A 14,035-nucleotide genomic window follows, 5' to 3' on the forward strand; every position below is an offset into this window, starting at 1 on the left:
GGTCGCCCGCACTGCGAGGAACGGCGGAGCACGATGACCCACCCCACCGCACCGGCTCCGGCCGCGTCGGGCAACTGGAACCTGCCGAACGCGATCACGGTCGTCCGGATCCTGCTGGCGCCCGTCTTCTTCTGGCTCCTGCTGGCCGACGGGGGGCAGGACGGCGGGATCCGGATCGCCGCGGCGCTCCTCTTCATCGTCGCGATCGCCACGGACGGCATCGACGGGCACATCGCCCGGAGCCGGGGCCTCGTGACCGATCTCGGCAAGCTCCTGGATCCGATCGCCGACAAGGTGCTGACCGGTGCGGCGCTCGTCGGGCTCTCGATCCTCGCGGAGCTGCCGTGGTGGGTGACGATCGTCATCCTGGTGCGCGAGATCGGCATCACCGTCTTCCGGATGGCCGTGCTCTCGGACCGGGTGATCCCGGCGTCACGGGGCGGCAAGCTCAAGACGATCGTGCAGTCGATCGCGATCTCCCTCGCTCTGCTGCCGCTCTGGGCCGTCCTCGGCGAGTGGGTCCACTGGCTGAACGGGATCACGATGACGGCCGCGGTGGTGCTCACGGTCGCCACCGGGATCGACTACCTCGCCGACGCCGCCCGCCAGAGCCGGGCCGCCCGGTCGACGCGGTGACGGCCGCGCAGCTGATCGCCGAGCTCCGGCGGCGGGGTGTCGACCTCGCCGTCGCGGAGTCGCTCACCGGCGGCGCGCTCAGCTCCGCCCTCGTGGAGGTGCCCGGCGCCTCCGCCGTGTACCGCGGGGGAGTGGTGAGCTATGCCACCGACCTCAAGGACCGGCTCCTCGGGGTCGACGCGCGCGTCCTCGGCGAGCGGGGGCCCGTCGATCCCGGAGTCGCCGTGCAGATGGCGCGCGGAGCGTCCTCGCGGCTCGCAGCCGACGGGCGTCCGACGCTCGGCCTGGCGACGACGGGGGTCGCCGGTCCGGATCCGCAGGGGGATGCGGCCGTCGGCACCGTCTTCGTGGCGGCCGTCCTCGGCGAGGACGAGCTCGTCCGTGAGCACCGGTTCGACGGCGACCGCGCCGCGATCCGCGCCGCCTCGGTCGACGCGGCTCTCGCCCTCGGCGCGGAGCTGATCTCCCGCGGCGCATGAGGCGGATACCCAGCGAGGGCCCTCCGGGAATCGGAATGCGCCGCATTGCGGCCCGGTTACAACTGGTGTCGCTCACACGCAAAGTCCAGTCATCCGGTATTAGAGTCGACACCATACGAACCGGGTAGTGAACAGCTATCCGGTTCTCTCGTCCCAGCCCCCCGATCACCCGCTCCGGAGAATCTCCGGCGCTCGTGCTCGCGGTGCAGGTGCACGACATGCGGTTGACGTGGAGAAGGAGGGTCCAGTGGTTCTAGTTCGTCAGGAGATCGGCGATGTCCTCAGGGACTTTCGCCTGCAGAAAGGTCGTACGCTCCGTCAGGTGGCGAGCAAGGCGAGCGTTGCGCTCGGCTACCTGAGCGAGGTCGAACGCGGTCAGAAGGAGGCCTCCTCGGAGATCCTCGCCTCTGTCGCCGACGCCCTCGACACCCCGATCTCGGTGATCATGCGCGAGGTCGGCGATCGTCTCGCCGTCATCGAGGGCATCGACACCATCCCCGACACCATTCCGGCCGACATGGTCGCCGGCTTCGACGCGGACCTCGTCACGCAGTAGTCGGCCCCCGTCCCCTCCACTCACCGCACCCGTTCCACGCGAAGGGCGCCCAGGCTCCGGCCGGGCGCCCTTCGGCGTTCCCGGGGGAGTGCGGCCTCCGGGCAGCGGCTACCGTGGACGCATGCGCTTGAGCGAGTTCCGGCAGCTGGTGGACGACGAGTTCGGCGGCGCCTATGCCCGTGTCCTGGTCTCGGACCTCGTGCTGACCGAGCTCGGGGGCCGCACCGCCGAGCGCGCCCTCGCGGACGGAGCGGAGCCGCGCGAGGTCTGGCTCGCCCTCTGCCGCGCCAACGACGTCCCGGAGGCCCGGTGGCACGGCGTGGATCCGCGGAAGCGCCACCGCTGACGCTCCCGTCGCCGAAGCCGTGTTCGACACGCCGACGGCTCGTGCTCGAATCCGTGTTCGAACGGGTCTAGGCTCCTCCACAGAAGCAGGAACGGCCCCGTCTCCACGGAGTCGCTCTCGCTCGGCCCCGATGTCGGTGGTCGGGCGTACCGTCGGAGACACCTGAACGGACCTGCTTCACCGCCTTGTCGCAGCCGGCCGGCACTGTCACTCCGACAGCCACCGGCATGTCGCGACAGCCTGTAGGCGACACCACCACGAACACGAGAGCGAGACGGCCATGCCCAGTTCCTCCGACCGCGAGAAGTCCCTCGAGACCGCACTCGCCCAGATCGACCGCCAGTTCGGCAAGGGCGCCGTCATGCGCCTCGGAAGCGACGACCGCGCTCCCGTCGAGGTGATCCAGACCGGTTCGATCGCGCTCGACGTCGCGCTCGGGATCGGCGGGCTCCCGCGTGGCCGCATCGTCGAGATCTACGGCCCCGAGTCCTCCGGAAAGACCACCCTCACGCTGCACGCGATCGCGAACGCGCAGCGCAACGGCGGCATCGCCGCCTTCATCGACGCGGAGCACGCGCTCGACCCCGAGTACGCCAAGAAGCTCGGCGTCGACATCGACTCCCTCCTCGTGTCGCAGCCCGACACCGGAGAGCAGGCGCTCGAGATCGCCGACATGCTCGTGCGCTCGGGCTCGATCGACCTCATCGTGATCGACTCCGTCGCGGCCCTCGTGCCGCGTGCCGAGATCGAGGGCGAGATGGGCGACTCCCACGTCGGCCTGCAGGCCCGCCTCATGTCCCAGGCGCTGCGCAAGCTGACCGGCGGACTGAACACCACGAACACCACGATGATCTTCATCAACCAGCTGCGCGAGAAGATCGGCGTCTTCTTCGGAAGCCCCGAGACCACGGCGGGCGGCAAGGCGCTCAAGTTCTACGCGTCGGTCCGCCTCGACATCCGCCGCATCGAGACGCTGAAGGACGGCACCGACGCGGTCGGCAACCGCACCCGCGTCAAGGTCGTGAAGAACAAGATGGCCCCGCCCTTCAAGCAGGCCGAGTTCGACATCCTCTACGGCGTCGGCATCTCCCGCGAGGGCAGCCTGATCGACTTCGGTGTCGAGCACGAGATCGTCCGCAAGTCGGGCGCCTGGTACACCTACGACGGCGACCAGCTCGGCCAGGGCAAGGAGAAGGCGCGCCAGTTCCTCATCGACAACCCCGATGTGGCCGCCGAGATCGAGAAGCGCATCCTGGTCAAGCTCGGCGTGATCGTCGACCCGAACGCGGCCGTCGAGGCCGCGCCGGTCGCGATCGAGACCAAGCAGCCCGTGCGCAAGGGCGCCTAGCCCGTGGCGGAGAAGGCCGCGGAGGGGGCGAAGGGCCGCCCCGTGGCCTTCCTGCCCTGGGTCGACCGGGGTGCGGCGGGCGACGAGGGCTGGGCTCCGGCGGCGCCGGACGCCGACGGGGCCGGGTCGCTTCCGGAGCCGTCCGGAGCCGGAACGCCGCGTACCAGTGCTGCCGGGGTGGCCGCAGGCGGGTCGGAAGGCTCCGCCGTCGGGGGCGCCGCGTCTCCGGCCTCCGAGCGGATCGCCGAGCTCTCGGCTCATGTCACCCGGCGCGCGCCGGCGTTCGTCGAGAAAGCGGACGACGAGGACGACGACGACGCGATCGCGATCCCGGAGGAGATCGATCCCGAGCAGGTCGCGGATCGGATCGTACGGGGGCTCTCCCGCAAGAGCCTCTCGGTCGCCGAGGTCGAGGCGCGCCTCTACACGGAGGGCGTCGCCGAGAAGGACGCCCTCGAGATCCTCGAGCGCTTCACGCGCTTCGGCTACCTCGACGACCTCCGCATGGCGGAGCAGCTGGTCGTCTCGCTCCGCGACCGCAAGAAGCTCGGCCGCTCCTCCATCCAGCAGGAGCTGCGCGCGCGGAAGATCGACCCCGAGGCGATCGCGTCAGCGCTCGACGAGCTGGACGGCGACGACGAGTACCGCACGGCGCTCGAGCTCGCGCGCAAGCGCCTGCCGAGCCTGCGCTCGCTCTCCGACGAGGTCGCCGAGCGCCGGCTCACGGGATTCCTCGCGCGCCGCGGCTACGCCGGCGGACTCGTGCAGCGCGTCGTCCGCGAGACGATCCGCAAGCCGGGGTCGAGCGTCCGCTTCCGCTGACACGGCGGGCCGAGGCGGTCCGACCGGAGCGTAGAATCCCACACCATGAGCACGCTCGGTACCGCCCCGTCGCCCGTCGCCGAGACCCGGCCGAGGACCTACGAGGTCCGTACGTTCGGATGCCAGATGAACGTGCACGACTCCGAGCGGCTGAGCGGTTCGCTCGAGGCGGCGGGCTACGTGTCCGCCGATGGAGCCGAGGCCGACGTCGTCGTCATCAACACCTGCGCGGTGCGCGAGAACGCCGACAACAAGCTCTACGGCAACCTCGGCCACCTCGCGTCGGTGAAGCGCCGCCACGAGGGGATGCAGATCGCGGTCGGCGGCTGCCTCGCGCAGAAGGACAAGAACGTCATCCTCGACCGCGCCCCGTGGGTCGACGTCGTCTTCGGCACGCACAACATGGGCGCCCTCCCGAGCCTGCTCGAGCGCGCCCGCCACAACGACGAGGCGCAGCTCGAGATCCTCGAGTCGCTCGATGTCTTCCCCTCCACGCTCCCCACGAAGCGCGACTCGACCTACAGCGGCTGGGTCTCGATCTCGGTCGGCTGCAACAACACCTGCACCTTCTGCATCGTCCCCTCGCTCCGCGGCAAGGAGAAGGACCGGCGTCCCGGCGACGTGCTCGCCGAGATCCAGGCGCTCGTGGACGACGGCGCGATCGAGGTCACCCTTCTCGGCCAGAACGTGAACTCCTACGGCGTCGAGTTCGGCGACCGCCAGGCGTTCTCGAAGCTGCTCCGCGCGGCGGGCACCATCGACGGGCTCGAGCGGATCCGCTTCACGAGCCCCCATCCCGCGGCCTTCACCGACGACGTGATCGACGCCATGGCCGAGACGCCGGCGGTGATGCCGCAGTTGCACATGCCGCTCCAGTCCGGCTCCGACCGCATCCTCAAGGCGATGCGCCGCTCCTACCGCTCCGAGAAGTTCCTCGGGATCCTCGACCGGGTCCGCGATCGCATCCCGCACGCGGCGATCAGCACCGACATCATCGTGGGCTTCCCCGGCGAGACCGAGGCCGACTTCCAGGAGACCCTGCGGGTGGTCGAGGCGGCCCGCTTCGCCTCCGCCTTCACCTTCCAGTACTCCATCCGGCCCGGCACCCCGGCCGCGACGCTGCCCGACCAGATCCCCAAGGCGGTCGTCCAGGAGCGCTACGAGCGGCTCGTCGCCCTGCAGGACGCGATCAGCGAGCAGGAGAACCGCGCAGTCGTCGGCCGAGAGGTCGAGGTCCTCGTCGCGACCGGCGAGGGCCGTCGCGACACGGAGACGCACCGGCTGAGCGGACGCGCCGAGGACAGCCGTCTGGTGCACTTCGACGTGCCCGAGGGCTCCGAGCAGCCGCGTCCCGGAGACGTGGTCTCCGTCCGGGTCACCCGTGCCGCCCCCTTCTACCTCCTGGCGGATTCGCCCGACGGCGCGCCGCTCCGCATCCGCCGCACCCGCGCGGGCGACGCCTGGGACCGGGCGCAGACCGAGTCCTGCGGAGTTCCGGCCGCCCCGGGCGGGAGCGGGGCGCCCCGGGTCTCGCTGGGCCTGCCGTCGCTGCGCGTGCGCGACGCCGGCACGCTGACGACGCCGATCTACGACGCCCTCGATGGCGAGCGCTGAGACCGGAGCTCCCGATACCGCGCCGGAGCTCATCGCGGTCGTCGGCGCGACCGGCACGGGCAAGTCCGACCTCTCGCTCGAGCTCGCCGAGGCGATCCGGCAGGACGGCGGCGCCGCTGAGATCGTGAACGCCGACGCGATGCAGCTCTACCGCGGGATGGACATCGGCACCGCGAAGCTGCCCGCCGACGAGCGTCGGGGCGTCCCGCACCACCTGCTCGACGTCCTCGACGTGACGGAGGAGGCGTCGGTCGCCCGCTACCAGAGCGAGGCGCGGCGCGTGATCGAGAGCGTGCTGGCGCGCGGGGCGACGCCGATCCTCGTCGGGGGCTCCGGTCTGTACGTCTCCAGCGTCGTCTTCGAGTTCTCGTTCGCGGGCACCGACCCGGCCGTCCGGCGCCGGCTCGAGGAGACCGCCGAGCGGGAGGGCCTGGGCACCCTCGTCGAGCGGTTGCGCCGGATCGACGCCGGAGTGGCCGAGCGGATCGGTCCGCACAACGCCCGGCGCATCGTCCGCGCGCTCGAGATCGCGGAGCTCACCGGCGGGAGCACGCACAGCGCGCTGATGTCCGACGAGCCGGTTCCGTGGCGCCCCGCCTCGATCCTGTTCCTCGAGGCTCCGCGGGAGGAGCTGGTGCAGCGCCTCGACCGGCGGGTGGAGCGGATGTGGGCGGCCGGGATGCTCGACGAGGTCGAGCGGCTCGTCCCCCTCGGCCTGGAGCGCGGCGTCACAGCCGGGCGGGCCATCGGGTACGCCCAGGCGCTCGCCCAGCGTGCCGGAGTCCTCCGCGAGGACGAGGCGATCGCGGCCACGCAGGCGCTCACGCGCCGCTATGCACGCCGGCAGAACAGCTGGTTCCGGCGCTACGCCGGCGCCCACCGGCTCCCGTACGACGCGCCGGACCTGGTGTCGCGGGCGCACGCCGCCGCCCAGGCCGCCGCTCCCGCTCCTCGCTAGGCTGTGCGCCATGACGATCGAGCTGCACTTCACCAAGGGCCAGGGCACCGGCAACGACTTCGTGCTCTTCAGCGACCCGGACGGTGAGGTCGACCTCTCGCCCGCGCAGATCGCGATGATCTGCGACCGCCACTTCGGCGTCGGCGCCGACGGCGTCATCCGTGCCGTCCGCTCCCGCGCGATCCCGGAGGGCGCCGCGGCTCTGGCCGAGGAGAGCGAGGCGGAGTGGTTCATGGACTACCGCAACGCCGACGGCTCGATCGCCGAGATGTGCGGCAACGGCATCCGCGTCTACGCCGCGTTCCTGCTCGCGGGCGGCCTCGCGGCGCTCGAGCCCGGCGACACCCTGCCGATCGGCACCCGCGCCGGCGTCCGCGACGTCACCCGCAGCGGTGCCGGGTTCCAGGTCGACCTCGGCCGCTGGGAGCTGGCGGGCGGCGAGCCCCTGGTGCGGGCGAAGGAGCTCAAGGTCGCGCGCCCCGGTCTCGGGATCGACCTCGGCAATCCGCACGTGGTCGTCGCCCTCAGCAACGACGAGGAGCTCGACTCCGCCGACCTCTCCTACATCCCGCAGCTCGACCCGGAGCTCGAGGACGGCGCGAACGTCGAGTTCGTGGTTCCCGGCGAGCCCCTGGTCCACGACGGGATCGGGCGGATCCGGATGCGCGTGCACGAGCGCGGCAGCGGCGAGACCCTGAGCTGCGGCACGGGTGCCGCGGCGGCGGCACTGGCGGTGCGCTACTGGGCGGGAGCGCGCGCTCCGCAGGCCTGGCGCGTGGAGGTCCCGGGCGGCACGCTCGGCGTGACGATGTTCGCGGCGGAGGAGGGCGAGCACGTCGGGCTCTCCGGCCCGGCCGACCTCGTCTTCACCGGGACGATCCGGATCGACTGAGGACCCGGTCAGGCCAGGCGGGTCGTCCGCAGCACGCGGAAGCCCTTCGCCGAGGAGACGCGCTCCACGTCGAGCCGCCCGGCGAACGCGGCGCCCAGCCAGGTCTGGAGCGAGTCGGAGCCGAGGTTGCGCTGCACGACGAGCCAGGCGTCCGCGCCCTCCTCGAGCCGCGGCAGCCAGCGTTCGAGCAGGAGGTGCAGCTCCTCCTTGCCGATGCGGATCGGCGGGTTCGACCACACGGTGCGGAAGCGGACGTCGTCGGGAACATCCTCGGGCAGCACGGCGTTGACATTGAGGACGCCGAGTTCCTCGCAGTTGCGACGGACCAGCTCGAGCGCCCGCTGGTTGACGTCGACCGCCCACACCCGGGCGTCGGGGGAGGCGAGGGCGAGCGCGAGGGCGATCGGGCCCCAGCCGCAGCCGAGGTCCAGCAGGTCCCCGTCAGCGGGGGCGTCGGGCACCGCGTCCAGCAGGACGCGTGTGCCGAGATCGACGTGACCGGGGCTGAACACCCCTCCTGCCGTCGTGACCTCGAGGTCGCGGCCGGCCAGGCGGGCCTGGATCCTGCGGGGCCGGAGGTCGCCGTCGGGAGTACTCGAGAAGTAGTGCTCGGCGGCCATGAGAAGTGAACCTATCAAGACCTGAGGAGTTAGTGTTATCCGGATGACGGAAGACCTGAACGAGACCGACACGACCGAGGCCGTGGACGTCGTCTCGAGGGTCCTGGCGAACGCGCAGTCGCGTTCGGCGGGGTACTCGCGCTTCGTCGCGGGTGGAGCCCAGGCGCTGCAGAGCGCCGGCCACGAGGGCGAGAACAGCGACGGCGAGCAGTTCGACCGCGACGACCGGCAGGCGCTGCGACGCGTCGCCGGCCTCTCGACCGAGCTCGAGGACGTCACCGAGGTCGAGTACCGCCAGCTGCGCCTGGAGAACGTCGTGCTCATCGGCGTGTACTCGCAGAACTCGCTGGAGGACGCGGAGAACTCGTTGCACGAGCTCGCCGCGCTCGCGGAGACGGCGGGAGCGACGGTCCTCGACGGCCTGCTCCAGCGCCGCCCGCACCCCGATCCGAGCACCTACCTCGGCAAGGGCAAGGCCCAGGAGCTCGCGGGGCTCGTCGCGGCCCTCGGCGCGGACACGGTCGTCGCCGACACCGAGCTCGCACCGAGCCAGCGGCGTGCGCTGGAGGACGTGGTGAAGGTCAAGGTGATCGACCGCACCGCGGTGATCCTCGACATCTTCAGCCAGCACGCGAAGAGCCGTGAGGGCAAGGCGCAGGTCGAGCTCGCGCAGCTCGAGTACCTGCTCCCGCGACTGCGCGGCTGGGGCGAGTCCATGTCCCGCCAGGCCGGCGGCCAGGTGGGCGCGGGAGCCGGAATGGGCTCGCGCGGTCCGGGTGAGACGAAGATCGAGCTCGATCGTCGCCGCATCCACACCCGCATGGCGCGCCTGCGCAAGCAGATCACGGCGATGAAGCCCGCCCGCGAGGCCAAGCGCGCGAACCGCAAGCGCAACGCCGTCCCCTCGGTGGCGATCGCGGGGTACACGAACGCCGGCAAGTCGAGCCTGCTGAACCGGATGACGCACGCGGGCGTCCTCGTCGAGAACTCGCTCTTCGCGACCCTCGACGCCACCGTCCGCAAGGCCCAGACGAAGGACGGGCGCCTCTACACGCTCGCCGACACGGTCGGCTTCGTGCGAGCGCTTCCGCACCAGCTCGTCGAGGCCTTCCGGTCGACGCTCGAGGAGGTCGCGGACTCCGATGTGATCGTCCACGTCGTGGACGCCTCCCACCCCGATCCGGCTGGGCAGATCGCCACCGTGCGCGACGTGATCGGCGAGGTGGGCGCCCGCAGCATCCCCGAGATCATCGCCTTCAACAAGGCCGATCTGGTGGACGAGGGCACGCGGCTGGTGCTGCGCGGTCTCGCTCCCGACGCGGTCTTCGTGTCGGCGCGCAGCGGCGAGGGCATCGACGAGCTGGAGGCGCGGATCGCCGAGATCCTGCCCGAGCCGGACGTCGAGATCGACCTGCTCGTGCCGTACGACCGGGGCGACGTGATCTCGCATCTGCACCGCAGCGGCCGGATCCTGTCGACGCAGTACGTCGAGGGCGGCACCCACGTGGTCGCCCTCGTGCACGCCGATCTGGCGGGCTCGCTCACCGAGTTCGCGGTTCCGCGCGCGGCCGTCCAGGCCTGATCGCCACCACCCGAGCGCCCGTCTCCCCGTCCGGGAGGCGGGCGCTCGGCGCATCCGGGAGGGGGTGCGGCGTCCCGCACCATCGACCCGCTCCGGCGGCCGGAGGGCTCGGCGATCTCGTGTCGGCGGCCCTCCTCCGCCTTCCCGTGACCGCGACGGAGGGGCGCGCGCCCCGATCGCCGGTGCCCGTCGAACGCAGGAGGGGCCCGGCCGGCTGCACGCCGGTCGGGCCCCTCCTGCACGCCCGGTGTCAGACCGAGCGGAGGACCGCCACGATCTTCCCGAGCACCTCGGCCTCGTCGCCGAGGATCGGCTCGAAGTTGGAGTTGCGGGGCAGCAGCCAGGTGTGGCCGTCGCGCTGGCGCAGCACCTTGACGGTGGCCTCGCCGTCGAGCATGGCCGCTACGATCTCGCCGTTCTCGGCGGTGCGCTGCGAGCGGACCACGACCCAGTCGCCGTCGCAGATCGCGGCGTCGATCATCGACTCGCCGACGACCTTGAGCATGAAGAGCTCGCCCTTGCCGACGAGCTGCCGGGGAAGCGGGAACACCTCGTCGATCTGCTGGTCGGCCATGATCGGCACGCCCGCCGCGATGCGGCCGACGAGAGGGACCATCGCCGCGTCGCCGACCGTCGCGGTCGACTCGAACGACCCGTCGTCCTCCGTCGAGCTGGGGACGTCGATGAGGATCTCGAGGGCGCGGGGCCGGTTCGGGTCGCGGCGCAGGTAGCCGCTGAGCTCGAGCTGGTTGAGCTGGTGGGTGACGCTCGACAGCGAGGCGAGGCCGACCGCGTCGCCGATCTCGCGCATGCTCGGCGGGTAGCCGCGGCTCGACACCGAGCGCTGGATCGCGTCGAGGATCGCGAGCTGCTTGGCGCTCAGGCTCTTCCGGCGCCGGCCTGCGGCCGCCTTCGTCTTGGCGGCCGGGGTCCCGGCCCTCTGCGCGTCGCTCACGATGCTCCCTCTTCCCGGTGCGCACGCCGCGTGCGCGCCCGCCCGGTCGCGACCCGACAAGGAATGTCGGTGGTCGCTGCTCTACTACGACCAGGCTCTCGAAACTGTATCCGCCGGAACTCCCGACTCGGAACATTCGTTCGAGTGTGTCGCGCGCGAGTCCGCCCGCGGATCAGCCGGAACGGTCCCTTGACCGCTCCGTCGTTCGAAGATATGTTCGGTACAGGCGTTCGGGGCGGCCCTCCCGGCCGAGGGCCTCCCCGAATCCCTGTTGAAAGGAGCGATCCCATGACCGCACAGCTCACCTCCCGCCCGCTCCAGCGCTCGTCCGCGGCCCGGCCCGTCGAGGTCCTGCCGTCCGCTCCCGAGCCGATGAGCGCGTTCGGCGAAGCGCGGATCGTTCGCACCCGTCTGCGCCTCACGCGTCGCGGCCGCGCCGTGGTGGCCGCTCTGGGGGCCCTGCCGATCGTGGCGGGCGCCTTCGCCTTCGGGCTCAACGGCGGTGGAGCGGTCGCGTCGAGCGACGCCGCTGCGGTCGAGTTCCAGTACGTCACCGTCCACGCGGGCGAGTCGCTCTGGTCGCTCGCCGAGGAGCTCGCCCCGCAGGCGGACCCGCGCGACGTGGTCGACGACATCCTCTCCCTCAACCAGCTCTCGAGCGCGGGCGTCGAGCCCGGGCAGCGCCTCGCGGTCCCGGCCGAGTACGACACCGCTCGCTGAGCCGGGCTGCCCGGACGTCCGCGCCGGGTGCTTCGCTACCATTCCCTGGTGACGACTCTCGATGACCTGCCCCTCCGCGACGACCTCCGAGGCAGGCACCCGTACGGTGCACCCCAGGCGGTCGTGCCCGTCGCCCTCAACGTCAACGAGAACACCCACCCGGTCCCGGACGACGTGATCGCCGACATCGTCGGGCGGGTCACGGAGGCGCTGCGCACCGTCAACCGGTATCCCGACCGCGAGTTCCGAGAGCTGCGCGACTCCCTCGCCGGCTACCTCGGTCACGGGCTCACCGCGGACGGCGTGTGGGCTGCGAACGGATCGAACGAGGTGCTCCAGCACGTCCTTCAGGCGTTCGGCGGTCCCGGGCGCTCGCTGCTGGGGTTCGCGCCCACCTACTCGATGTACTCGATCCTCGCGTCGGGGAGCGGAACGGAGTGGATCCCCGCTCCGCGCGAGGCGGAGTTCGAGATCGGAGCCGAGTACGCCGCGGAGCAGGTGCGCCGGGCCCGGCCCGACATCGTCTTCCTCTGCGCTCCGAACAACCCGACCGGGACGCCGCTCGACCTCGCCGTGATCGAGGCGGTCTACGACGCGACCGACGGCATCGTCGTCGTCGACGAGGCGTACGCCGAGTTCGCGGGCAGGGGCGCGCCCACCGCGCTGAGCCTCCTCCCCGGGCGACCGCGCCTGCTCGTGTCCCGCACCATGAGCAAGGCCTTCGCCTTCGCCGGCGTCCGCCTGGGCTACCTCGCCGCCGACCCCGCGGTGATCGACGCGCTCCGCCTCGTCCGCCTCCCGTACCACCTGTCGGCCCTCACCCAGGCCGCCGCGACCGCCGCCCTCGCTCACGCCGACGAGATGCTCGCCATGGTCGGCGAGATCATCGTGCAGCGCGACCGGATGATCGACGGCCTGCGCGCCCTCGGCTACCGCCCGTACGCGACCGGCAGCAACTTCGTCCTCTTCGGCAATGTCGCGGATCCGGCCGCCGTGTTCGAGGGCCTGCTCGCCCGCGGCGTCCTCATCCGCGACGTCGGCATCCCGAACCACCTCCGTGTCAGCGCCGGCACCGAGGAGGAGACGACCGCGTTCCTCGAGGCGCTCGCCTCCCTCCCCGCACCGTCGGCCGACCCCGCGGTGGCGCTCTCGCGCGAGTGAGCTCCGCCCGGGGGCGGCGACGCGGCGCGAATAGACTGGAAGACATGACCTCCCCGAGCGCCGCACCCGGGCGCACCGCCTCCCTCAGCCGTGCCACCAGCGAGTCGAGCATCGAGCTCTCCCTCGACCTCGACGGCACGGGCGTCGCCGATCTCGAGACCGGCGTGCCCTTCTTCGACCACCTTCTGACGGCGTTCGCGAAGCACTCGCTCACGGATCTCCGAGTCCGGGCCCGCGGCGACATCGAGATCGACATCCACCACACCGCGGAGGACATCGGCATCGTGCTCGGCACGGCCATCCGTCAGGCGCTCGGCGACAAGGCCGGGATCTCCCGCTTCGGCGACGCGCTCGTCCCCCTCGACGAGGCGCTCGTGCAGGCCGTCGTCGACATCTCGGGGCGCCCCTACCTCGTGCACACCGGCGAGCCGGAGGGCTTCGCGCTGCACCTGATCGGCGGCCACTTCACCGGGTCGATGGTGCGCCACGTCTTCGAGGCGATCGCGTTCAACGCCGGCCTCACCGTGCACGTCACGGTGCTCGGCGGCAGGGACCCGCACCACATCGCCGAAGCGGAATTCAAGGCGTTCGCCCGCGCCTTCCGTCAGGCCAAGGCCCTCGACCCGCTCGTCTCCGGCGTGCCGTCGACGAAGGGCGCGCTGTGAGCTGGGCCCGCCCCTCCGTCGTTGTCTACGACTACGGCTCGGGGAACGTGCACTCCGCCGTCAAGGCGCTCGAGCTCGCCGGGGCCGACGTCGAGCTGACGGGGGACCGGAAGCGGGCGCTGGAGGCGGACGGCCTCCTCGTGCCCGGCGTCGGCGCCTTCGACGCCGTGATGTCGGCGCTGACCCGCGCCCGCGGCGGCGAGATCATCGAGAAGCGCCTCGCCGGCGGGCGCCCCGTCCTGGGCATCTGCGTCGGGATGCAGGTGCTCTTCGAGCGCGGCGTCGAGCGCGGGGTCGAGAGCGAGGGCCTGGGCGAGTGGCCGGGGACGGTGGACCTCCTCCCGGCCGAGGTCGTCCCGCACATGGGCTGGAACACCGTCTCCGCTCCCGAGGGCTCGGTGCTCTTCGACGGCATCGCCGAGGAGCGCTTCTACTTCGTGCACTCCTACGGCGCCCGCGAGTGGTCGCTCGACGTGATGCCCCCGTTCCCGCGTCCCGCGGTCACCTGGGCCGATCACGGAGGCCCCTTCATCGCCGCGGTCGAGAACGGGCCGCTCTCGGCCACGCAGTTCCACCCCGAGAAGTCGGGGGCCGCCGGGCTCCGGCTGCTGGCCAATTGGCTGGGCACCCTCCGCACGAACTAGGATCGGCCGGTGGTCGGCGCCTCCAGGGGCCGGCACC

At 71.8% G+C, this 14,035-nt stretch carries 16 protein-coding genes; 14 read left to right on the top strand and 2 right to left on the bottom strand.

What is annotated here, in order from left to right; genetic code table 11:
• The first annotated feature begins 33 nt into the window (after positions 1-33).
• The 9 genes from pgsA to dapF all read left to right on the top strand — a co-directional run bounded on the left by pgsA (position 34) and on the right by dapF (position 7,651).
• Positions 34-636, top strand: a complete 603-nt coding sequence (gene pgsA, locus C5C57_RS06605) for a CDP-diacylglycerol--glycerol-3-phosphate 3-phosphatidyltransferase (protein ID WP_104226303.1) — start codon at positions 34-36, stop codon at positions 634-636.
• Complete coding sequence (locus tag C5C57_RS06610; RefSeq protein WP_104224473.1) at positions 633-1,115, top strand: CinA family protein; 483 nt, start codon at positions 633-635, stop codon at positions 1,113-1,115. The genes pgsA and C5C57_RS06610 overlap by 4 nt, the downstream gene beginning before the upstream one ends.
• Before the next feature lie 247 nt (positions 1,116-1,362).
• On the top strand, positions 1,363-1,671 hold the full coding sequence (locus tag C5C57_RS06615; RefSeq protein WP_068207524.1) for a helix-turn-helix domain-containing protein: 309 nt from the start codon (positions 1,363-1,365) through the stop codon (positions 1,669-1,671).
• Positions 1,672-1,792: 121 nt separating this feature from the next.
• Positions 1,793-2,017, top strand: a complete 225-nt coding sequence (locus tag C5C57_RS06620) for a DUF3046 domain-containing protein (protein WP_104224474.1) — start codon at positions 1,793-1,795, stop codon at positions 2,015-2,017.
• Between the two features lie 280 nt (positions 2,018-2,297).
• On the top strand, positions 2,298-3,365 hold the full coding sequence (recA, locus tag C5C57_RS06625) for a recombinase RecA (protein ID WP_104224475.1): 1,068 nt from the start codon (positions 2,298-2,300) through the stop codon (positions 3,363-3,365).
• A gap of 3 nt (positions 3,366-3,368) precedes the next feature.
• Positions 3,369-4,187, top strand: a complete 819-nt coding sequence (locus C5C57_RS06630) for a regulatory protein RecX (protein ID WP_104297444.1) — start codon at positions 3,369-3,371, stop codon at positions 4,185-4,187.
• 45 nt (positions 4,188-4,232) lie between these two features.
• Positions 4,233-5,801: a tRNA (N6-isopentenyl adenosine(37)-C2)-methylthiotransferase MiaB gene (gene miaB / locus C5C57_RS06635; protein WP_104297445.1), complete on the top strand. Its 1,569-nt coding sequence runs from the start codon at positions 4,233-4,235 to the stop codon at positions 5,799-5,801.
• Positions 5,788-6,759 (top strand): tRNA (adenosine(37)-N6)-dimethylallyltransferase MiaA, encoded by a 972-nt coding sequence (gene miaA / locus C5C57_RS06640; RefSeq protein ID WP_104297446.1) that lies wholly within the window; start codon positions 5,788-5,790, stop codon positions 6,757-6,759. Before miaB ends, miaA begins: the two co-directional genes overlap by 14 nt.
• Before the next feature lie 10 nt (positions 6,760-6,769).
• Positions 6,770-7,651, top strand: a complete 882-nt coding sequence (gene dapF, locus C5C57_RS06645) for a diaminopimelate epimerase (RefSeq protein WP_104250184.1) — start codon at positions 6,770-6,772, stop codon at positions 7,649-7,651.
• An 8-nt stretch (positions 7,652-7,659) separates the two neighbouring features.
• Here dapF and C5C57_RS06650 read toward each other — a convergent pair whose 3' ends face one another.
• Entirely contained in the window at positions 7,660-8,271 is a 612-nt protein-coding gene (locus C5C57_RS06650) for a class I SAM-dependent methyltransferase (RefSeq protein WP_104224480.1), read from the bottom strand.
• Positions 8,272-8,314: 43 nt separating this feature from the next.
• Between C5C57_RS06650 and hflX the strand changes: the two genes are divergently transcribed.
• Complete coding sequence (hflX, locus tag C5C57_RS06655) at positions 8,315-9,853, top strand: GTPase HflX (protein WP_104224481.1); 1,539 nt, start codon at positions 8,315-8,317, stop codon at positions 9,851-9,853.
• Positions 9,854-10,103: 250 nt separating this feature from the next.
• Here the strand turns inward: hflX and lexA are convergent, their stop codons facing one another.
• Positions 10,104-10,808: a transcriptional repressor LexA gene (gene lexA / locus C5C57_RS06660; RefSeq protein ID WP_104224482.1), complete on the bottom strand. Its 705-nt coding sequence runs from the start codon at positions 10,806-10,808 to the stop codon at positions 10,104-10,106.
• 288 nt (positions 10,809-11,096) lie between these two features.
• Between lexA and C5C57_RS06665 the strand changes: the two genes are divergently transcribed.
• From C5C57_RS06665 to hisH, 4 genes are read left to right on the top strand one after another with little or no spacing between them, the layout of a single operon-like run.
• Positions 11,097-11,528: a LysM peptidoglycan-binding domain-containing protein gene (locus C5C57_RS06665; RefSeq protein WP_308470716.1), complete on the top strand. Its 432-nt coding sequence runs from the start codon at positions 11,097-11,099 to the stop codon at positions 11,526-11,528.
• Between the two features lie 45 nt (positions 11,529-11,573).
• Positions 11,574-12,689 carry a histidinol-phosphate transaminase gene (locus tag C5C57_RS06670; RefSeq protein WP_104268769.1) on the top strand — a complete coding sequence of 372 codons (1,116 nt, stop codon included), beginning with the start codon at positions 11,574-11,576 and terminating at the stop codon, positions 12,687-12,689.
• A 44-nt stretch (positions 12,690-12,733) separates the two neighbouring features.
• Positions 12,734-13,354 carry an imidazoleglycerol-phosphate dehydratase HisB gene (hisB, locus tag C5C57_RS06675; protein ID WP_104224484.1) on the top strand — a complete coding sequence of 207 codons (621 nt, stop codon included), beginning with the start codon at positions 12,734-12,736 and terminating at the stop codon, positions 13,352-13,354.
• Complete coding sequence (hisH, locus tag C5C57_RS06680) at positions 13,351-13,998, top strand: imidazole glycerol phosphate synthase subunit HisH (RefSeq protein WP_104297447.1); 648 nt, start codon at positions 13,351-13,353, stop codon at positions 13,996-13,998. Before hisB ends, hisH begins: the two co-directional genes overlap by 4 nt.
• The last annotated feature ends 37 nt before the right edge of the window (positions 13,999-14,035 follow it).

It is taken from the genome of Rathayibacter sp. AY1C5 (assembly GCF_002931705.1).
Taxonomy (GTDB): domain Bacteria; phylum Actinomycetota; class Actinomycetes; order Actinomycetales; family Microbacteriaceae; genus Rathayibacter.